This window comes from Phycisphaerales bacterium (genome assembly GCA_016699835.1).
Classification (GTDB): Bacteria; Planctomycetota; Phycisphaerae; order Phycisphaerales; family UBA1924.
On the sequence record CP064987.1, the window covers coordinates 3,019,244 to 3,038,686 of the forward strand.

A 19,443-nucleotide genomic window follows, 5' to 3' on the forward strand; every position below is an offset into this window, starting at 1 on the left:
GGGCCGGGCCCCGGGCCCGAGTCCTTCCGGCACGCGGGCGACGGCTCCGCCCACGATCTCTCCTTTCCCTCGTGGCACAGGCGTCCCGCCGGTGTCTACTCCTCCTTCAATCCGCCCCTGTCACCCCTTCCCCTCCGCGTCCCCCCCTCCCCGCTCCGCGATCTCTGTTCTTCCCTCTGTGACCTCGGCGTTCGCTTTGACCATGGCTCCATGCGCGCCACCGCACTCGGGACAGGCGGCGTTGATCGGCAGTCCCACGCGGCTGTAGCCGCATTTCCTACACTCGTCCGGCCTGCGCCGCCGCCAGAAGACGCCGCGCGAGAGGAAGAACGCCGGTATGCTGGTCACGAGGGCGATCATCCAGAGGGGTAGGGCCACGGCTTCGGCTTCCTGTCCAACAATGCGCGAGCGAACAGTCGTCACACACAGTCCTAAGAACTCAAGCCGGTTGTGCACGCTGTTGGTGGTGAAGCGGCTCAAGGAAACTCGAACCGGCTTTGCTGTGCTGACGGCCCACCCCGATGGGTCGGAGTTGCCTACTGGTGTCAGGACGTACTCGAATGGGCTCGTGATGCGAATGTGATGGAGCGTCACGCCGAACGTGCCGCGCGATATGACTGCGATCATGCGAAAGTCCGGCTCCACAATGTCATCGTCGGGCCAACTGGAAATGTTCCTGTACTGTCGAACGAGAGGATCATCCGGATGGTTCGGCGTGAACGCTCTGAATTGGTATGTCACCTGCCGCCAGAACGTGATCGGCCACGCCACCAGTGCGAGGATTGTCATGAGTGCCAGCATCGCGGCCGCGACTGTGCGACATTGCCGCCGGAGTCGTCGCCAACGCGACGGTTGTTTCTCGGCAGTGCCCGTTCCTACTGGCGTCGCAGGCGTGATGTCGAGACTGTCGCTCATGAGTGGAGCCTATTGAGCACTGTGCGACGTCTCGTCGAGCGACGCGGTCGAAGGTGTTGCCCCGCACTCGGGACACGCGGCGTTTGTCGGCAGGCCGACGCGGCTGTAACCGCATGTCATGCACTCGTTCGTTCCTCGCCGCCGCCAGTAGACGCCGCGCGAGAGGAAGAATGCCGGGATGCCGCTCGCGAGGGCGATCATCCAGAGGGGCATCACGACCGCACGCCGATGGTCGAAAGGAGTCCAGGAGTTTGCAGAGGTGAACTGGAGGCCGGCGATCGACGTGACGCAGTCATACACCGTGGCGGTGTTGATCAACTCGGAGAGTGGCGGCGTCTCCGGTGTGAAGAGTACCACTTCTCTCCACCACGTCCGGTTGTACTTGGTGCCTATCCACCTCCACGAGTCTTGACTGTGCTCAGCGAGCACGGCAACACCGATCGATCCTCGCGCGGCCTCGAATGTGAGTTCATTCACATTCGGTGATTCATGAAAGCATGTTTGGAGTTCCGTTGTGTGTCGCGGACTGTCGCGCCAGGTCTCAAGAAGCACAAAGTTCGCACCCCGTACGTGCGTGATCGGCCATGCGATCAGGGCGAGGACGCACACAAGTCCCAGCATCGCGGCCGCGACCGCGCGGCATCGCCGCCGGATCCGCCGCCATCGGCCCGTGCCTCTCGTGCTCGTGTGCGCCGTTCCCGGCGTGGCGATCGCGGTCTGGTCCATCGTCTTCGCCTCCGGGGTCGTGGCGGCCGTGGGTCGCGGGGTGCCGCGCGGGCCGATGGAGGCTTGGACGCTTGCGCGCCGGGTTTCGTTCCCCAATCTTTCGTTGACTCTGTGGTTCTGGAGACCGGCGTCATGGATCTCGCCCGGCCTGTGCGATGGGCCTTCGCCTCGCCGCGTTTCTTCGGCCATCGCGGGTGAGAGCCGGTGTGTGGCGGGGTGGGCGTGGGCCGGGTCGGGCGTGATCGCCGGAGATCGGCGCGTGATAGCGGTCGCTCAGGCCGCGATCCTCGTCTCGTGCGGCTCGAGCCGTCCGCACTCGGGGCATCGGGCCCCGATCGCGAGGCCCTTCAGGTTGTAGCCGCACGACGGGCACATCCCGGCGGGCGGGAGGATCCTGGGCGTGAGCCGGCGCAGGCAGAGAAGGCCCGAGGGCGCGAAGATGGCGACGATCGGCCAGAGACTCAGGCGAACTTCCATGCTTTCCATGGCGACGCCCTGGTGCTCAAAGGCCCTCATCGAGGCGATCGGCGATGACCATGCACCGACGGCGCGCCGACGCACACCGCCGCAGCCGCCGAAGGCCGATACTTCGAACAACCGGCGTGTGGTCATTCGCCATTCCGGTACGAGATCCCACCGGAGTGAGTGGCCATTGGGATACTCATAGTACTGATCGGTCAGGTCAAACCCGACGATCCCACGCTCGATGATGATCGCACGCGTATGGGTGATCTGCGCGAACTGGGGCATGTCCTTCCGAGGCTCGGTGCCGAACCGCTTGGACACTCTCAACGCGTACAGGTGCGTCAACGCGCAGCCGATCGCCATCACCACCCAAACCACGCCCACGGCGACGTCGGTGCGGCTCGGTCGCCTGGGGAAATGGAGTCGTCGGCGGATCATGGCGGGCGGGCCCCGGCCCATGACCTATCGGTCGTTGGGCGTGGCGGGGTGAGGCCGAGCGAGCGGGACCGCGTGGATCAGGGCGGCGGCCGGCGTTCATGGCGTCCCGACGGCGCGCCACGGCGTCCCGCCCGCCCAAGTGGCGTTTCCGGCCGAATAAGGCCCGCGGACGCTCCACACAACTCTGATGTGGCCCCACATAGGAGTAATGTGGGGCGAGATCAGAGCGATGTGGGGCGAGATCAGAGCAATGTGGGACGAGATCAGAGTGATGTGGGGCCACATAGGAGTTGTGTGGGGCCACATCGGAGCAATGTCGCCCCACATCGGAGCGATGTGGAACGAGATCGGAGTCATGTGGGCCCACATCGGAGTTGTGTGGGGCGGGATCGGAGTGCTGGCGGGCGTGAGCACCAGCCCCGAGAACCATTCTCTCCCCCACGAATGCCGAATCACGAATCACGAAGGCCGATTCGGGTTCCATTCGAAGGCGAACGCAGAGGACGCGGAGGGGAGAGGAGGGGGATGAGGGGGGATTGGGTGAGAGGGGCGCGATGAAGAAGCGGGAGAGGCAGACGGGCCGCCTGCCCCACGAGGTATGGAAGGGATCGCGGGCGACGTGCCGTCGCGCGTGGACCTGATGCACGAGGCCCGATCCCCGATGCCTTCTTGCCCCGCCGTCTACCGTTCCCTCATGGCCGACACGCCCGAGAACACGGCGGCGTCCATGAACGAGAGGCCCGCCACGCCGCGGAAGGGATCCCTCTGGCGACGAGTCCGCCGCGCGACCCGCGTGGTCGCGGCGGTGGTGCTGGGGGTGGTGTGCGCGCTCGCGCTGGTGGCGTGGCCGGTGTCGTATGTCCGAGGCGGTGCTCTCCAAGTAAAGCGGTCGGACATCAATCCCTCGGTCCGTGGGATGGTCATAGCGACCGATATAGACTCAACCTTTCCCATGGACCCAAAATGCGTTTGCTGGTTCAGCGTCGATCTCAAGATGATGCGGGGCAAAGCGGTCGTGGATCTGTGGAGTCTTGACTCGGACCGAGGTCAAGCATTCGACGCAGGTGCTTCAGCGGACGAGGTGCATCCGTTTCCGTCGACGTGGGAGGTCCAGGCACGCCGCATCAATCCGAGAACGAGGCCGCTGTGGTCGGACACGCACACCATCTCGGATATACCGCTGCGATTCCGCGGGCTTGGCGTCTCTGTGTTCTCGTTCCCGGATGCAAAGCCCGGATTCCTGGCCGCCCTGATCGCGGTCCCGTTGTGGATGATCGCTGTGGTTGCCGGCATCCCCGCGTACTTCCTTTCGCGCGGGGTCTTCAGGCGGCGGCGCGGGCCGGATGAGTGCGTGACGTGCGGCTACAGCCGCGTGGGCCTGCCGAGTGGGGCCGCGTGTCCCGAGTGCGGGGCCGGGGGCGGGACGGACATCAAGACGAACGCCGAGGACGCGGAGGGGAGAGGAAGGGGATGAGGGGGGATTGGGTGAGAGGGGGGCGATGAAGAAGTGGGAGAGGCAAGCGGACCGCCTACCCCACGAGCCATGGAAGGGATCGTGGGCGAGGCGACGACTCGCGTGTGCCATGGCCTATGGCCTATTCCCTATTCCCTCTCATTCCAGGCCTCCACGCACTACGCTGACTCCATGACCACAACGAATCGGAATCTGAGCGCGGGAGGGGCGGGCGGGAGCGACGTGGGGGCGGGCGGGAGCAACGTGGGGGGGGGCGGGAACGGCTTGAGCGCGGGCGAGTCCCGGGTGATGGCGGCGATCCGCAGCCGGCACGCGGCGATGATCGACGACCTCACGCGCTGGGTCGGGATTCCCACCGGCCCGCGCGCGGTGGAGACGCGATCGACGCCGCACGAGGGGCTTGCGGAACTGCGCGCCGTGCTCGCGACGAGGCTGGAATCGCTCGGGGCGAAGGGACGAGTGATCGCGGGCGACCCGAGGCCGGCGTGGATCGCGCCGGGAGGGAGCGAAGAAGAGACAAAGAGACGGGGGGAAGAGACGAAGTTCCGAAGAGACGGAGAGACGAAGGGGGGGAAGGGGAGCAACGCGGGCGGGGGGGGGAGCAACGCGGGCGGGGGGGGGAGCGACGCGGGCGGGGGGGAGTTCTTTGAGCCGACGTTGCTGATGGATCGGATGGGGAGTGCTGTGAAAGGCATCGCAAGCGGTGGCGTGGGAGAGATGCGCGTGCTCTTGAGCGGGCATCTCGACACCGTGCATCCCGTGGAGGGCGCGTTCTCGTCGCTGACGATCGATGATCGCGGCGAGAAGGCCCTGGGCCCGGGGTGCGTGGACATGAAGGGCGGGCTGGTCGTCGCGGTGCACGCCCTGGAGGCGCTCGAGGAGTGCGGGATCCGCGTGCCGTGGGCCTTTGTGCTCAATAGTGATGAGGAGACGGGGACGTTCTGCAGCGACGCCGCGATCCGCGCGGCCGCGAGGAACGCCGATGTGGGCCTCGCGTTCGAGCCGGCGCCGCAGATAAAAGCGATTGGTGACACCACGTGGGGGCTCGTGACCCACAGGCCAGGGAGCGGGCAGTTCAGGATTGATGTCAGGGGCAAGGCCGCGCACGTGGGGCGCGATTTCAAGTCGGGCGTCTCGGCGGTGACGGCCTTGTCGCGGGCGATCCTGGAGATCTCGTCGCACGCCGACGCCGATCGCGGGCGGATCGTCTCCATCGGGCCGATCAAGGGCGGGCACGCGACCAACGTCGTGCCCGACTCGGCCTTCGCGTGGGGGAACGTGCGCTACATCACGCCGGAGGTGGGGGAGGAACTTCGCGCGGCGATCGAGGGGCTGGTGCATCTTGGCGGGATGGATGGCGGATTGCCCGCGATCTCCGTGCACGCGACGCTGAATCGACCGGCCAAGCCGCTCAACACGCGCGTGGAGGCGCTGTCGAGGATGATCATGGGCGCGGCGGCGGCGATCGGCGAGGACCTGCGCCCGACCACGACCGGGGGCGTCTGCGACGGGAACAACATGCAGGCCGCGGGACTCCCCACGCTCGACACCCTGGGCGTGCGCGGCGGCGGGCTGCACACGACCGACGAGTGGATCGACCTGACGAGCCTTGTCGATCGCGCGACGCTCATCGCGGTGGTGCTGATGAGGCTGAACGAGGGCCGGCTGGAATCGGCGTGAGGCGAGAGCTCGGCGGGTGGGGGCGGGACTCGGGTGATCCGCGGCGTGCGTCCTATGCTTTGCCCGTCGGGGCGGTAGCTCAGTTGGTAGAGCGCTAGCTTTGCAAGCTAGATGTCGGGAGTTCGAGTCTCCTCCGCTCCATTCTTTGGGCCGACGAACACGCGGACGGACGCGAGCGGCCCGCACCCGGAAAGGTGGACGGCGTTGGCGGACGATCGTGGATCGATTGGGGCGGTGGGCACGCATGCAGCGGGCACGCCACACACGGGCGGGCTTCTCGCGTTCGTGACCATCGTCCTCACGCTCCTGAGTTGGGCGAGTGTGCCACTTTTCCTGCGCTCCTTCCGCGGCGACATCGACCCGTTCACGGCGAACGGGTGGCGGTATGCGCTCTCCGCGCTCATCTGGCTCCCGGTCATCGTCGTGGCCTGGAGAAAAGGGACGCTGGGGCGCACGATCTGGAAGGACGCGCTCGTCCCCACGGCGTTCAACGTCGTCGCCCAGGTCTTCTTCGGGATCGCGCCGTACCTCATCGACCCGGGATTGATGACGTTCGGCCTGCGCCTGCAGATCGTCTTTGCCGTGGCGGGGGCGGCGGTGCTGATCCCCGCCGAGCGAGAGTTGCTGCGCACGCCGAAGATGATCGCGGCGATCGCGTGCGTCTTTGTCGGGACGATGGGGACGATCCTTCTGGGCGAGAAGTCGCTGGACGTGTCCAGCGGGAGGCACGTCGCGGGTGTGGTCATGTCGATCGCGGCGGGCGGGCTGTACGCGGCGTACTCGCTCGGCGTGCGCCGGCGGCTCAGCCACTATCACTCGCTCCTGGCGTTCTCGGTGGTGTCGCAGTACACCGCGGTCGCGATGATCGCGACGCTGCTCGTGGCGATGGGCGTCGGCGCGGCGGGCGTCATCCCCCAGGGCGTGGCGGCCGGACTGTTGCCACGCGACCCCATTGGGTCCGTCCTCGCCATGCCCACGCGCGAGTTCATCCTGCTCATCATCTCGGCGGTCGTGGGCATCGGCGTGGGGCACTCGCTCTACTACTACTCGATCAAGCGCATCGGCGTCGCCGTCTCGGCCGGCGTGATCCAACTCCAGCCGATCCTCGTCTCGATCGCGTCGATGCGCCTCTTTGGCGAGTCGTTCACACTCTTGCAATGGATCTTCGGCGGGTTCGCCGTGGTGAGCGCGATCGTGATGCTGGTGATCCAGAGCCGCTTCTCGAAACGGCGGCACGTGGTGGTGCCGGTCTCGCCCGGGGCGCTCGCGCCGGTGGTGCCGGAGGTCGAGGATGAGGAGCCGGTCTCGCGATAAGTGTGGCGTCGACGCGAGCCCACGATTCGGGTGCGATACGCTGTCCTCATGCGTTTCACGTTCCTGGGCACGGGGACCTCGGCGGGCGTTCCCTTGATCGGGTGCGCGTGCGACGTCTGCACAAGCGACGACTCGCGCGACCAGAGACTGCGCACGAGCGCGGCGATCGAGGTCTACGACGAGAAGGGCCTGCCCCGGACGATCCTGCTCGACGCGGGGCCCGACCTTCGCCAGCAGGTGCTGCGATTCAAGATCGAGCGGTGCGACTCGATCCTCTTCACGCACGCGCACGTGGACCACATCTTCGGGCTCGACGAGGTCCGCCGGTTCAACGTCGTGCAGCACGCGCCGATCGATATCTATGCCGACACGCACACGACGGAGCAACTCCGGCGGGTGTACAAGCACATCTTCGAGCGAGAGAAGAATGTGAACGACAGTTTCGTCGCGACGCTGATCGCGCACCGCGTCGCGGCGATGCAGGCGTTCACGCTCCATGGCCTGCGCGTCACGCCGATCACATTTCTGCATGGGAAACAGCCGATATTGGGATACCGGTTCGACGCGGGCGAGGAGACTCACGGCGGATCGACGGCGTCGAGCCTCCTGCCGCTGGTCTATGCGACGGATGTCTCGGCGGTGCCGACGGAGACGTGGGCGAGCCTGCACGGCGTGCGCACGCTCGTGCTCGATGCGCTTCGCCATCGCCACCATCCGACGCACCTCACGCTGGATCAGTCGATCCGGATCGCCGAGCAGTGCGGGGCGGAGAAGACATACTTCGTGCACATGGCCCACGACCTCAAGCACGAGGAGACGCAGGCCTCATTGCCGGAGGGTGTGTTCCTGGCGTTTGACGGGTTGGTGCTCTACGCCTGAGCGTCGGTTGTTCTCGTTGTGAACTTTCCACATTCTGGACACACGGTCGTGGGCAGTCCGACAAGCGAGTAGCCACAAAACTCGCATGGCATCCGAGAGATCTCGAGTATCTTTCGGCGAGCGAGTACTGCTTGCAAAACAAGTGAGCCAGCGACTCCGAAGTGAATCAAGACGAAGGGTATGGAAATGTACTTATCGTTATGCAAGTTCTGCTTGTGAAACACGATTGCGAGTGTTGCGCACAAAATCATGACGAATGCGCACGCGCGTGGCATGCAGGTCAGGAACAGCACAATTGTGTGAATCACTCCAGGAATCACGAGTAATGCCAGGAATAACGTGGAACCATCGATAACGAGTACAAGCGGAAACGCAAAGAACCAAGGGCCCAACAAGTGTGTGAGCCCAGCCAGGACAAGAAGAAGTGCTCGGCCTTCGCGGTATCGTTGAATCGGATGCGACGCAAGGAAGAGCAGCGGTGCGTAGCACGCAACCGCGAGCCCATGAAGAAAGTACAGTCCTGTGTACCCCAACCCCATTGCATCATTGATGCATATCGCACAAATCCACAACGCACAAATCGACAGGCCGGCAACGAGAAAGGCCTTGTTGATTGGTGCGTTCCCATTCACACGTCAACACTCCACAACTTCCCATCCCGCACCACGCGTCGATACAGCGTATCGCGCTCGATCGGCGTGAACCCGGCCTCGCGGATCGCCTTGCACAGCACGGGCACGGTGACCTCCTGGTGCGTCCCCAGGCTCTCGGCCCCGCCGCCCTGGGCGACCTTGGTGATGTCGTACCAGACGACCGTGCCATCAATGTCGTCGGCGCCGCTCTGGAGCATGAGCCCGGCCATGGGCAGCGTCTGCATGATCCAGAATGACTTCACGTGCGGGAAGTTGTCGAGCATGAGGCGCGCGATCGCGAGCGTGCGGTAGTTCTCCAGCCCGCTGGGCCCGGGCAGGTGCTCGAGGGCGCAGCCGTCGGGGAAGAAGGGGAGAGGGATGATGGTCTGGTAGTAGCCGGCATTCGGCATTCGTGATTCAGCATTCGTGTGAGGAGTATCTTGTATCGAATGGCCGAACGCGAAGTGCTCAGGAAGGATCGCGCCCGGTCTGGTCAGCGTGACCACCGGCGCATGCTCGGCGTCGGCGCGGTAGCCGAGGTGTCCGCCTGTGGATCGGGCGATCGCGTCGGTGTCGCGAGCACTCGTGTGTGCTGATGGTTTGGTGGCTGGGGAGTTGTCGGCTCGGAGAGCCGATCCGCCCTGGAAAAGCCTCGTCAACGCCTCGTCCTGAGCGCGTCGCAGCATGTCCATGTGGACGAGCCGATCATGGGCGCTCTCGATGTGCCCGTAGAGCATCGTGGCGTTGGTGTTGAGGCCGAGTTCATGGGCGACGCGGTGGACATCGAGCCAGACGTCGGAGCGGATCTTGCCCTTGTACGCCTCGTCGTGGACGCGATCGTCGAAGACCTCGGCCCCGCCGCCGGGGAGCGAGCCGAGTCCGGCCTTTTTCAGGCGGGAGAGAACCGTTCGAATCGCCTCGCGCCGTGCGGCGACGCCCTCTTCGCCCGGCGCGGTCGCACCCTTGTAGACCTTGGCGATGCGCGCCAGGTGCACGATCTCGACGGCGGTGAACGCCTTGACATTGAGGTCGCTGCCGCCAGTTCTCGCCTCGTCGCGAATGGTGGAGACGAGATCGGTGTAGTACTCAAAGGGCAGATATGGATGGAGTCCGCCGACGACGTGCATCTCGGTCGCGCCGGCCTCGACGGCCTGCCTGACCTGCTCGCGGACATACGCCATGTCGCGCGTGTAGGCCTTGGGATCGTCCTTCTTCGCGTAGAACTCGCAGAACTTGCAGGAGAGTGCGCAGACGTTGGAATAGTTCAGGTGCCGGTTGATGTTGTAGTACGCGGCATCGCTATGCAGGCGTCGACGGACGCTGTCGGCCATCTCAAGGACGGACCAGAGGTCACGCGTCGAATAGAGCGTCAGCCCATCTTCGAGTGTCAGCCGTTCGCCCCGATCAACCTTGGCACGGATCTCGTCGAGGGCGGGGTCGCGGTGCCGATCGGTAGACAAACGACATGCCTCTCTCGGGCCGACAACGCCAACCCCATGCCCAACCCCCGTCGTGTGCGGCAGTTCCGAACGATTCGCCGATGAAACCATGCGCGACTGTAGAATCTCCGCACCGCGGGGTCCAAGGACACGCAGAGCGAATAGACGCATTGGAGGCTGGTTGAAGATGGGTATGTTCACACCGAGCGGCACACGATCGAACACCCTCGTATTCGGCGCACAGAGCGCCGGGGTCCTGTTCCTTCTCGTTGCGGCCACGGCGAGAGCCGACTCGCGGGCGATCTTGTCGCTGAGCGATGAGCCCGACGCGTCGGCCCAGCCCGCGGACTCTCAGTCTGCATCTCCGCGTCCTCAACTCCCGGACTACATCGCGACGGTGGACCTGACCGCGACGGTGATGCTCCCCGCGGGGTTGGACAACTCGCCGGCCGAATATACCGCGAGCAAGGCCGGTTACGAGTTCAACGTCATCAAGCCCTTCGCGGACGGGAGCGCCTTCGGCGTGGGACTCTCGAGTGCCGCGACGTTCTACTCCTTCAAGGACGCCCAGACGCTCCTCGGCGGCGGCGACCCTTGGGACACCGTCGGCACGCACGGAATCCAAGCGTTCTATTCCGCGCCGCTTCACGACGGCTGGTCGTACCTCGTCGGTGCCAAGATCCAGTCCACGGGCGAGCTCGGAGCGGATCTCGGCGACACGCTCACCTATGGCGGCCTCGTCGGATTCAAGTACAAGGTCAGCGAGAGTCTGGATGTTGGACTCGCCGTGGCGGTCTCGACACGCCTCGAAGACTCGACGCTGGTTATCCCGCTGCCCACCATCACCTGGAAGTTCGACGATCAATGGTCCCTCGGCAGTGGTGGCGAGTCCGGCGGCGGCGGGGTGTCCCTTCGATACTCGCCCAGCCAGCAGTGGACCTTTTCCCTTCGGGCCGGGTATGAATCCGAACGCTTCCGCCTCGATGATGAGGGCCCCAACCCCGGCGGCATCGGCGAAGAGTCCTCGATCCCGATCTCCCTCGGCGCGACGTGGAACTTCGACCAGCAAGGCTCAGCGTTCGTCCGAGTGATCGTCCCCGCGTGGCGTCAACTCCGGGCCGATGATCCCAATGGCAACACCATCTTCGAGCACGACGCCGACATCACGCCCTCGTTCCAGTTCGGCATCGAGGGACGATTCTGAGCAAACGCTGACTCACCGCGGGCGTTTCGCCCAGGGCCTCACGATCCCCACGATCGATTCGGACCAGTCGTGATCGATCGCGTCGAGCGTGCCATGCCAGATCTCGTCGTGCGTCAGCCAGCGTGTCTTTGGGCCGTCCGTCTTGAATCCAAGGATGACTCGGCGCCATTGGAGAGCGGGGAACGTCGCCTCGTGCCGCCGGGACTCGTCGATCAGAGCCGGGTCTGCCGCCATGCTCCCGACGAGCACAAAAACTCGTGTGGGTTTGAGGTCAGTATCCGTCCGCGATGCGGCTTGGGACGAAAGCACGCGCCCGAGGGTTGGCAGCGCCTGCGGCGCATCGGAATGGATCCAGCATGCGGCGAGGGAGATCGGCCCATGCTCGGTGGTCGCCTGCACGATCCCACGCTCCAGCACGTGCGTGTATCCATAATCGAGCGCGATCGGGTGGATCGAGCCCGGCAACTTCTCCGCCTCGCGCGCGAGTTCCTGGAGCGGCCCGTGACGCTGGGCGATCACGCTCACGCCATGCCCCCGAGACGCGAGCGCAAGGCACAACCCACGAAGCATCCCGGTCCCACCGACAACGAGCGCGTGCGCCATGGGCAGAGTCTATCGACGCCGGGCATCGCGACGCGGCGTGCGCACCAGCCAGGTCATCGGCACCAAATCGTTCGCCAGGACGCGATTCGCGTCGCGCTGTCGCTTCAGGAACTCACGCAGTTGCGCGCGCAGGCGTGGGTGCCGCCGGGCCAGCACTCGGGCGTTCGAGGCGATCGTGCCATAGATCCGCGCATCGAGCCGGTGGATGGTGCTCGCCTGCATCGTGGATTCCCGGACGATCTCGTCGCCAGTTCGCTCGATGACACGCCGAGCCTCGGCGAGAGTCGGGAGCCCCAGATCCGGACTCCGAGCCACGGCATCATCGATCAGATACCACCCGCCCGGCTCGACGAGTCGCCGCAGCCGCGGGGCGGCCGAGTCCGCGCCATCCAGCCCGATCATCATGGCGAGCCGGACCCGCGCGCGAACACGAAACCGGCGCACGTCGCCAACGCGAAACTCGCACGTATCCTGGACTCCGAGTCTGGTCGCTCGTGCGCGCGCGTCAGCGAGAAATGGCTCGAAGGCATCAACTCCGATCACACGGCACCGGAACTTCCGGGCCACGCCGCACGCGATGACGCCCTTGCCACAGGCCAGATCGATGGCGGTTCGATGCTCCCCTAAGTCGGCGTGCGTGAGCAGGTTCAAAATCGATCGTGGCGAACTGCCCAGCGAGTCCAGCCCGCCGAGGAGATCGGAGAGCACGGGAAGGAGCGACGTGGGGCAATCGACGGACTGGGCGACCGACGCCGCGAGGCGTTTGGAGGCCGTTGCCTGCCGATTCGGCAGCGATTGGGGCATGGATAATCCTAACAACGTGCTACTTTGGCCGCCGGAGGGTCGGGTGGCGAGGATTGGTGAAACGGAGAGAGGCCTGATCTGGCATCGAGCTTGCACTTTGTTGACCGATAGAAAGAACACCGGCGTTTGGGTCCGGTTGGGTTTGGCGCTCGTCGCCGAAACAGACACACGAGGGCATTCATGTCGAAGATCATTGGAATCGACCTTGGAACGACGAACTCCTGCGTGGCCGTGATGGAGGGTGGGCAGCCCAAGGTGCTCATCAACTCGTCGGGGAACCGCATCACGCCGTCGGTCGTCGGGTTCACCGACAAAGGCGAGCGTCTCGTCGGGCAGCCGGCGAAGCACCAGCAGGTAACCAACCCCAAGAACACGGTCTACTCGATCAAGCGGTTCATGGGTCGGCGTCGCAGCGAGGTGAGCGCCACGGGCGACACCGGCTATGGCCGCAGCGGCGACGAGGAGAGCAAGGTTCCGTACACCGTCACGGGCGGCGCGGACGAGTTCGTCCACGTGAAGGTCAACCAGGGCGACTTCACGCCCCAGCAGATCTCCGCATTCATCCTCCAGGATCTCAAGAAGACCGCCGAGGACTACCTGGGTGAGAAGGTCGATCGCGCGGTGATCACCGTCCCCGCGTACTTCAACGACGCCCAGCGTCAGGCGACCAAGGACGCAGGAGAGATCGCCGGCCTGAAGGTCGAGCGCATCATCAACGAGCCGACGGCGGCCGCGCTCGCGTACGGGCTCGACAAGAAGAAGAACGAGAAGATCGCCGTCTTCGATCTCGGTGGCGGCACGTTCGACGTCTCCATCCTCGACATCGGCGACGGCGTCTTCGAGGTGCTCAGCACCAACGGCGACACGCACCTGGGCGGCGACGACTGGGACCAGAAGATGATCGACTTCATCGCCGAGGAGTTCCGCAAGAAGGAGGGGATCGACATCCGCAAGGATCCGATGGCGCTCCAGCGGCTCAAGGAGTCGGCGGAGAAAGCGAAGATCGAACTCTCGACGATGCAAGAGACGACGGTCAACCTGCCGTTCATCACGGCCGACCAGAATGGGCCGAAGCACCTGCAGGTCTCGGTGACACGTGCGAAGTTCGATTCGCTCTGCGACGACCTCTTCGAGCGGCTCAAGGCTCCCTGCACCCAGGCGCTCAAGGACGCGAAGCTCTCGCCCGACAAGATCGACGAGGTGATCCTCGTCGGCGGCTCGACGCGCATGCCCAAGGCCCAGTTGATCGCCAAGCAGATCTTCGGGAAAGAGCCCAACAAGAGCGTGAATCCCGACGAGGTCGTGGCGATCGGGGCCGCGATCCAGGGCGGCGTGCTCAAGGGCGACGTGAAGGACGTGCTGCTCCTCGACGTGACGCCGCTCTCCCTGGGCGTCGAGACGCTCGGCGGGGTGATGACGCGCCTCATCGAGCGGAACACGACGATCCCCGCCTCGCGGAAGGAGACCTTCTCGACCGCGGCGGATAGCCAGACGAGCGTCATGATCCACGTCCTCCAGGGCGAGCGAGAGTTCGCGAAGGACAACCGCACGCTGGGACAGTTCGAACTCGCGGGCATCCCGCCGGCGCCGCGCGGCGTGCCGCAGATCGAGGTCGAGTTCGCCCTCGATGCGAACGGCATCCTCACGGTCACGGCGACCGACAAGGCGTCGAGCAAAAAGGCCGACATCAAGATCACGAACTCCGGCGGGTTGTCGAAGGACGAGATCGAGAAGATGAAGAAGGACGCCGAGTCGCACGCGGCCGAGGACAAGATGCGTCGCGAGACCATCGACCTCAAGAACCGTGGCGACACGATGGTCGTCCAGGTCCGCAAGAGCCTGGAGGAGCACGGCGGCAAGGTCGGCTCGGACCTTCGGGCGAAGATCGAGTCGTCGCTCTCGAACCTCGAGTCGAAACTCAAGGGCGACGACAAGTCAGCGATCGAGGCCGCGATCGCGGAACTCGAGAAGTCCAGCATGGAGCTGGGCAAGGTGATGTACGAATCCGCGAAGGCCGAGGGCACGGGAACGACCGAGCCCAAGCCCGACGGGAAGAAGGACGATGTCATCGACGCCGAGTTCAAGGTGAAGGACGAGAAGTAGGCCGAGCACCTGGCGAAGAACTCGAGGATGTGTTTCCATGCCCCGGTGATGTGCCGGGGTATTTCTTTGTATTGGATCGGTATCGCGATCGATATACTGTTCAGCTATGGTCGCGTCAAGAATCGACATTCCCAGGGAGCCATTAGGTGAGTTCTGCACGAGGTGGAAAGTGCGTGAACTCTCGCTCTTTGGATCGGTACTCCGGGCTGACTTTGGTCCAGAGAGCGATGTGGACGTGCTCGTGAGCTTTGAACCCGATGCAGCATGGTCGTATTGGGAATGGCCGGAGATGATCGACGAGCTCGCCACGATCTTCGGGCGTCGGGTCGATCTCGTCGAACGTGAATCTCTGCACAACCCGTTCCGTCGAGCAGAGATTCTCAGAACGCGCCAGGTGGTGTATGCGTCCTAATGGGAAGGACGCGGCGTTGCTCTGGGACATGCTCGTGTACGCGAGAACGGTTCGGCGTCTCGTCGCGGGCAAGACGCTCAACGAGTACCTCGCCGATGAGATGCTGCGCCTGGCGACCGAACGCGCCATCGAGATCATCGGTGAGGCGGCCTATCACGTGTCGGATGAGTTTCGGCATGCCCACGCGGACATCCCGTGGCGAGCCATCGCCGGGCAACGCCACATTCTGGCGCACGAGTATGGTGCTCTGGACCACGTCAAGGTGTGGAAGGTCGCGACTGAGCACGTTTTTGATCTCATTTCGAAGATCGAGCCTCTCGTGCCGCCGCCTCCTGCTGATTCTGCGGGGTGAACTGTGGCCTATGCCAGACCCAAGGACATCCCAGCACACCCAGAACCACAGGTCGCGGCACGATCCCTCCAGGTGCACGTGCATCCTTCGCGAATCGAGCCGGGCGCTCTCGCCGGCGGCGTGGTCATCGTCATCGACGCGCTCCGGGCGAGCGTCACGATCACGCAGGCCCTCGCGAGTGGCGCGACGAGCGTGATACCGGTCATGAATGTGGAAGACGCTTTCGCTGTTCGCGAGCGGCGGTGGAGTGAGGGTGTGGCGCACGATCGCGTGCTGCTCGGCGGCGAGCGGGGCGGCGTCACCATCGAGGGGTTCGACCTCGACAACTCGCCCGCGAGTTACCCTCGTGAACGCGTCGAGGGGCGAGTCGTGATCTTCACGACCACGAATGGCACGAGCGCCCTCCTGCACGCGAAGCAGGCGATCCGCGTGCTCGTCGGGTCGTTCGCGAACCTGTCGGGCGTGTGTAAGGCGGTGGCGAATGAGGAGCGGCCGGTGCACATCCTTTGTGCCGGGACGCGAGACGAGATCAGCATGGACGATTGCCTTCCCGCTGGGGGGATGGTGGAGGTGCTCGAGCGTCGTGGTCGGGCGCTGCTCTCGGACGATTCGGCGCGGCTGTGCCGATTGGCGTGGGAGGGTGCGAAGGCTCAAGCAGGCGGTGTGTTGCGCGCGATGCAGGAGAGCCGTGGCGGGCGGAATCTGTTGCGGATCGGATTGGGTTCTGATGTCGAGTTCTGCTCGAGGATCGACACGATCTCGGTCGTGCCCGAGTTCGATGTGGCGCGGGGGGAGATCACGCTCTCGAGCCCGCGAGAAGAGTGAATGAGAAACGTAGAAGTAGGGAAAGTAGGGGAAGGCGGGCCGCCTGCCCCACGAGATTGTGTAGTCGAGTCGTCAGGTTACCTGCGGGAGCTGAGGTGCTGGCTCATGGCACGAGCCGCGGCTCCACGGTGACTGAGGCGATTCTTCTCGGCGTCGTTGAGTTCTGCACTCGTCTTCGTGAACGAGAATGGCGCTGGGGTGACGAGGAAGAGCGGGTCGTACCCGAAGCCGCTGGCGCCTCGCGGGACGGCCGGTGGGATGCCGATTCGGCCTTCGAAGGTGCCGCGAGCCGTGTGCAACGGAACGCCGGTCTCGTCGGCGAGGACCATGACACAGACGAAGCGCGCGGATCGCCCGATCTCGGGGACACCCTCGAGTTCTCGGAGGACTCGGGCGTTGTTCGCGGCGTCGCGTTCGGCACGCGAGAGGCCGGTCTCGCGGCCATCGGTGGAATAGTGCGACGAGATAACGCCGGGCTTGCCGCCGAGGGCGTCGATCTCGAGTCCTGAGTCATCGGCAAGGCACGGGAGTCGCAGTGCACGGGCGTAGGCGACGGCCTTGATCGTGGCATTCTGCTCAAAGGTCGTGCCGGTCTCGGACGGCTCGGGAATGTCGCGCCCGCCGCTGGCCTCGGTGATGGAATGGAAACGGAGGTATGGTGCCGCGGCTCCGAGGATCGCACGAAGTTCGGCGATCTTGTGAGGGTTCGCGGTGGCGAGAACGATGGTGGTGGGGCTGGTCACGAACGATCCTTGGCATGATCATGCCGTGGCGAGACGCGGTGATGCCTCGAATGATCACATCGAAATTGTGTGAATCAGCGATTTCCGCGACCTCCACGCCGCGGCTGTTGGCGACCTGGAGCCATACGATGGCGTGATGCAGAACGAGATCGCGAGCGTTTTCAAGGCTTTGGGGTTGGACACGTCGACACGCGTGAAGACGGGGGCGGGCGTGAGCGCGGGTGAGGGGCGAGTTGTCGTCACGAGTCCAGGGACGGGTGAGCCGATCGCGGGCGTCATGCTCGACACTACGGCGTCTTATGAGAAGATTGTCGCATCGAGTGCCGAGGCGTTCGTGAAGTGGCGAGAAGTCCCCGCTCCGGCCCGCGGGCTGGTCGTCAGGGCGATCGGCGATGAGTTCCGCCGCCTCAAGGATCCGCTTGGTCGGCTCGTCTCGCTCGAGGTCGGCAAGATCCTGCAGGAAGGCCTCGGCGAGGTCCAGGAGACGATCGACATCGCCGACTTTGCCGTCGGGCTCTCGCGCCAGTTGTACGGCCTCACGATGCCCAGCGAGCGCGCGAGGCACAGCATGCGAGAGCAGTGGCTCCCGCTCGGGCCGATCGGCGTGATCTCGGCGTTCAACTTTCCCAACGCGGTGTGGGCCTGGAACGCGATGCTCGCGGCGGTCTGTGGCGACACGGTCGTATGGAAGCCGAGCCTGCTCGCGCCACTCACAGCGATCGCGAGCAACGCCATCGCGGATCGCGTCGCGACACAGATGGGACACCCGGGCATCTTCCAACTCGTCATCGGAACCGATGCGGAAGTTGGTGAGCGGATGATCGCCGACAAGCGACTGCCGCTGATCTCGGCGACGGGTTCGTGCCGCATGGGCCGGCGCGTGGGCCAGGTCGTCGCGTCGCGCCTAGGGCGGTGCCTGCTTGAACTCGGCGGCAACAACGCCGTGATTGTGGATCAGACGGCGGACCTCGATCTCGCGGCACGTGCGGTTGTGTTCGCGGCCGTCGGAACCGCCGGGCAACGTTGCACGTCTACCCGGCGTGTCTTTGCTCATGAATCTGTCGCCGACACATTCGTCGAGAAACTGCGCAAGGCGTACTCGTCGGTGAAGATCGGAGATCCGCTGGCCGATGGGACGCTCGTCGGTCCACTCATCACAAAGACGGCAGTCGAAGGATATGAGAAGGCCCTCGCCGCTGCGAAGGAGCAGGGCGGAACGCTGGTCTGTGGCGGCAAGCGTGTGCAACTGCCGTCGGCGCCCAAGGGGTTCTATGTTGAGCCGACCATCATCCGAGCGCCCAAAGGCAACACGCTCGCGATCGCCCAAGAAGAGACGTTTGCTCCGATCCTGTACGTCTTCACGTTCAAGGATCTGAAGGAGGCGATCGCGATGCAGAACCGGGCCGATCAGGGCCTCTCGTCGGCGATCTTCACCGAGTCGATCCGCAATGCCGAGACGTTCCTCGCGCCCTCGGGCTCGGGGAGCGACTGCGGCATCGCAAACGTGAACATCGGGACATCGGGCGCCGAGATCGGCGGTGCCTTCGGCGGCGAGAAGGACACCGGCGGCGGGCGCGAGTCGGGGAGCGACTCGTGGAAGGCCTACATGCGTCGCCAGACGTGCACGATCAACTTTGGAGGCGAGTTGCTGCTCGCCCAGGGCATACGGTTCGACTGACACCGCCCGTCTCCCGAGTGGGACACGGGCCGCAGGGAGTCGTTTCGATGATGATGGAGCATGCCGCGGCCACACAAGCGACGGAGAAGATCGCGAGGATGGCGGTCGAGCCGATCGTCTCGGGGATGACCGTGGGCCTGGGGAGCGGGCGCAACGCCGAACGTGCCGTCAAGATGCTCGCCCAGCGCGTGCTCGACGAGCGACTCGACATCCGCTGCGTCTGTACGTCCACGCCGACGGAGATCCTCGCGATCGGCCTTGGACTCAACGCGATCCCCTTCGCCGAGGTCGAGTCGGTGGACTATCTCTTCGACGGGGCGGCCGAGGTCGATCACTCGCTGCGGATGCTCAAGGGGACATACGCCGCGATCACGCGACAGCGCCTGGTCGCCCGCGTCTGCAAGCGGTGTGTGTACATCGCGCCGATCGAGAAACTCTCGGAGCGTCTGGGAACCAACGCGTTGCTCTCCCTGACCCTCGTTCCCTTCGGGATGGTCTCGATTCGCAACACGCTCCGCGACATGGGCCTCTCGGGCGTCATCCGGCGAGATATCGACGGCAAACTCGTCTCGACCGACGGTGGCGGCGTGATGCTCGACCTTCAGATCCCGCCCGATCGCGACATCGAGGAACTCGCCGCCGAACTCGACACCGTGGTCGGCGTCGTCGATCACGGGATCTTCCTGACCGAGGCGGACGAGATCCTGCTCGATTGCCACAACGGCGAGGTCCGCCGAATGGTCCGACCGGCGTAGTC

18 protein-coding genes and 1 tRNA gene are annotated in these 19,443 nt (G+C 64.9%); 12 read left to right on the forward strand and 7 right to left on the reverse strand.

Features of this window, described 5'->3' with window-relative positions; all coding sequences use genetic code 11:
* Window positions 1-120: 120 nt before the first annotated feature.
* The 3 genes from IPK69_12530 to IPK69_12540 all read right to left on the reverse strand — a co-directional run bounded on the left by IPK69_12530 (window position 121) and on the right by IPK69_12540 (window position 2,565).
* Complete coding sequence (locus tag IPK69_12530; protein ID QQS08790.1) at window positions 121-801, reverse strand: hypothetical protein; 681 nt, start codon at window positions 799-801, stop codon at window positions 121-123.
* Between the two features lie 123 nt (window positions 802-924).
* The gene (locus tag IPK69_12535) at window positions 925-1,641 is read right to left on the reverse strand and encodes a hypothetical protein (protein QQS08791.1); all 717 of its coding nucleotides are present in this window, start codon (window positions 1,639-1,641) and stop codon (window positions 925-927) included.
* Between the two features lie 273 nt (window positions 1,642-1,914).
* Window positions 1,915-2,565, reverse strand: coding sequence for a hypothetical protein (locus tag IPK69_12540; protein ID QQS08792.1), 651 nt, complete (start codon window positions 2,563-2,565; stop codon window positions 1,915-1,917).
* Window positions 2,566-3,142: 577 nt separating this feature from the next.
* Here IPK69_12540 and IPK69_12545 point away from each other — a divergent pair.
* The 5 genes from IPK69_12545 (at window position 3,143) to IPK69_12565 (ending at window position 7,891) form a co-directional block, all read left to right on the forward strand.
* A complete protein-coding gene (locus IPK69_12545; GenBank protein ID QQS08793.1) occupies window positions 3,143-4,018 on the forward strand; it encodes a hypothetical protein in 876 nt (291 codons plus the stop codon).
* Between the two features lie 171 nt (window positions 4,019-4,189).
* Window positions 4,190-5,698: a M20/M25/M40 family metallo-hydrolase gene (locus IPK69_12550; GenBank protein QQS08794.1), complete on the forward strand. Its 1,509-nt coding sequence runs from the start codon at window positions 4,190-4,192 to the stop codon at window positions 5,696-5,698.
* Between the two features lie 68 nt (window positions 5,699-5,766).
* Window positions 5,767-5,839, forward strand: a tRNA-Ala gene (locus IPK69_12555).
* Window positions 5,840-5,932: 93 nt separating this feature from the next.
* Window positions 5,933-7,012, forward strand: coding sequence for a DMT family transporter (locus IPK69_12560; protein ID QQS08795.1), 1,080 nt, complete (start codon window positions 5,933-5,935; stop codon window positions 7,010-7,012).
* 48 nt (window positions 7,013-7,060) lie between these two features.
* Window positions 7,061-7,891, forward strand: coding sequence for an MBL fold metallo-hydrolase (locus tag IPK69_12565; protein QQS08796.1), 831 nt, complete (start codon window positions 7,061-7,063; stop codon window positions 7,889-7,891).
* 628 nt (window positions 7,892-8,519) lie between these two features.
* Here IPK69_12565 and IPK69_12570 read toward each other — a convergent pair.
* Window positions 8,520-9,983, reverse strand: coding sequence for a radical SAM protein (locus IPK69_12570; GenBank protein QQS08797.1), 1,464 nt, complete (start codon window positions 9,981-9,983; stop codon window positions 8,520-8,522).
* Window positions 9,984-10,155: 172 nt separating this feature from the next.
* Here IPK69_12570 and IPK69_12575 point away from each other — a divergent pair, with 172 nt between their 5' ends.
* Window positions 10,156-11,166, forward strand: coding sequence for a hypothetical protein (locus tag IPK69_12575; protein ID QQS08798.1), 1,011 nt, complete (start codon window positions 10,156-10,158; stop codon window positions 11,164-11,166).
* A gap of 12 nt (window positions 11,167-11,178) precedes the next feature.
* On the opposite strand, the gene IPK69_12580 is transcribed toward IPK69_12575, so the two are convergent.
* Together IPK69_12580 and IPK69_12585 are read right to left on the reverse strand one after the other, a co-directional pair.
* Complete coding sequence (locus tag IPK69_12580) at window positions 11,179-11,769, reverse strand: hypothetical protein (GenBank protein QQS08799.1); 591 nt, start codon at window positions 11,767-11,769, stop codon at window positions 11,179-11,181.
* A 9-nt stretch (window positions 11,770-11,778) separates the two neighbouring features.
* Window positions 11,779-12,573 carry a class I SAM-dependent methyltransferase gene (locus tag IPK69_12585; protein QQS08800.1) on the reverse strand — a complete coding sequence of 265 codons (795 nt, stop codon included), beginning with the start codon at window positions 12,571-12,573 and terminating at the stop codon, window positions 11,779-11,781.
* Between the two features lie 180 nt (window positions 12,574-12,753).
* Between IPK69_12585 and dnaK the strand changes: the two genes are divergently transcribed.
* From dnaK to IPK69_12605, 4 genes are all read left to right on the forward strand, one after another.
* Entirely contained in the window at window positions 12,754-14,676 is a 1,923-nt protein-coding gene (gene dnaK / locus IPK69_12590) for a molecular chaperone DnaK (protein ID QQS08801.1), read from the forward strand.
* A gap of 106 nt (window positions 14,677-14,782) precedes the next feature.
* Window positions 14,783-15,088: a nucleotidyltransferase family protein gene (locus IPK69_12595; GenBank protein QQS08802.1), complete on the forward strand. Its 306-nt coding sequence runs from the start codon at window positions 14,783-14,785 to the stop codon at window positions 15,086-15,088.
* On the forward strand, window positions 15,078-15,440 hold the full coding sequence (locus IPK69_12600) for a DUF86 domain-containing protein (GenBank protein QQS08803.1): 363 nt from the start codon (window positions 15,078-15,080) through the stop codon (window positions 15,438-15,440). Before IPK69_12595 ends, IPK69_12600 begins: the two co-directional genes overlap by 11 nt.
* 72 nt (window positions 15,441-15,512) lie before the next feature.
* On the forward strand, window positions 15,513-16,265 hold the full coding sequence (locus tag IPK69_12605; GenBank protein ID QQS08804.1) for a 2-phosphosulfolactate phosphatase: 753 nt from the start codon (window positions 15,513-15,515) through the stop codon (window positions 16,263-16,265).
* Between the two features lie 77 nt (window positions 16,266-16,342).
* Here the strand turns inward: IPK69_12605 and IPK69_12610 are convergent, their stop codons facing one another.
* Window positions 16,343-17,008, reverse strand: a complete 666-nt coding sequence (locus IPK69_12610; protein QQS08805.1) for a non-canonical purine NTP pyrophosphatase — start codon at window positions 17,006-17,008, stop codon at window positions 16,343-16,345.
* 136 nt (window positions 17,009-17,144) lie between these two features.
* Here IPK69_12610 and IPK69_12615 point away from each other — a divergent pair, with 136 nt between their 5' ends.
* Complete coding sequence (locus IPK69_12615) at window positions 17,145-18,686, forward strand: aldehyde dehydrogenase family protein (GenBank protein ID QQS08806.1); 1,542 nt, start codon at window positions 17,145-17,147, stop codon at window positions 18,684-18,686.
* 47 nt (window positions 18,687-18,733) lie between these two features.
* Window positions 18,734-19,441 (forward strand): ribose 5-phosphate isomerase A, encoded by a 708-nt coding sequence (rpiA, locus tag IPK69_12620; protein QQS08807.1) that lies wholly within the window; start codon window positions 18,734-18,736, stop codon window positions 19,439-19,441.
* The last annotated feature ends 2 nt before the right edge of the window (window positions 19,442-19,443 follow it).

Excerpts from the sequence above, each read along its gene's own strand:
- IPK69_12530 (QQS08790.1), bottom strand. The coding sequence starts at position 801 with ATGCTGGCACTCATGACAATCCTCGCACTGGTGGCGTGGCCGATCACG.
- IPK69_12535 (QQS08791.1), bottom strand. The coding sequence starts at position 1,641 with ATGGACCAGACCGCGATCGCCACGCCGGGAACGGCGCACACGAGCACG.
- IPK69_12540 (QQS08792.1), bottom strand. The coding sequence starts at position 2,565 with ATGGGCCGGGGCCCGCCCGCCATGATCCGCCGACGACTCCATTTCCCC.
- IPK69_12545 (QQS08793.1), top strand. The coding sequence starts at position 3,143 with ATGGAAGGGATCGCGGGCGACGTGCCGTCGCGCGTGGACCTGATGCAC.
- IPK69_12550 (QQS08794.1), top strand. The coding sequence starts at position 4,190 with ATGACCACAACGAATCGGAATCTGAGCGCGGGAGGGGCGGGCGGGAGC.
- IPK69_12565 (QQS08796.1), top strand. The coding sequence starts at position 7,061 with ATGCGTTTCACGTTCCTGGGCACGGGGACCTCGGCGGGCGTTCCCTTG.
- IPK69_12575 (QQS08798.1), top strand. The coding sequence starts at position 10,156 with ATGTTCACACCGAGCGGCACACGATCGAACACCCTCGTATTCGGCGCA.
- IPK69_12580 (QQS08799.1), bottom strand. The coding sequence starts at position 11,769 with ATGGCGCACGCGCTCGTTGTCGGTGGGACCGGGATGCTTCGTGGGTTG.
- IPK69_12585 (QQS08800.1), bottom strand. The coding sequence starts at position 12,573 with ATGCCCCAATCGCTGCCGAATCGGCAGGCAACGGCCTCCAAACGCCTC.
- dnaK (QQS08801.1), top strand. The coding sequence starts at position 12,754 with ATGTCGAAGATCATTGGAATCGACCTTGGAACGACGAACTCCTGCGTG.
- IPK69_12595 (QQS08802.1), top strand. The coding sequence starts at position 14,783 with ATGGTCGCGTCAAGAATCGACATTCCCAGGGAGCCATTAGGTGAGTTC.
- IPK69_12600 (QQS08803.1), top strand. The coding sequence starts at position 15,078 with ATGCGTCCTAATGGGAAGGACGCGGCGTTGCTCTGGGACATGCTCGTG.
- IPK69_12615 (QQS08806.1), top strand. The coding sequence starts at position 17,145 with ATGCAGAACGAGATCGCGAGCGTTTTCAAGGCTTTGGGGTTGGACACG.
- rpiA (QQS08807.1), top strand. The coding sequence starts at position 18,734 with ATGATGATGGAGCATGCCGCGGCCACACAAGCGACGGAGAAGATCGCG.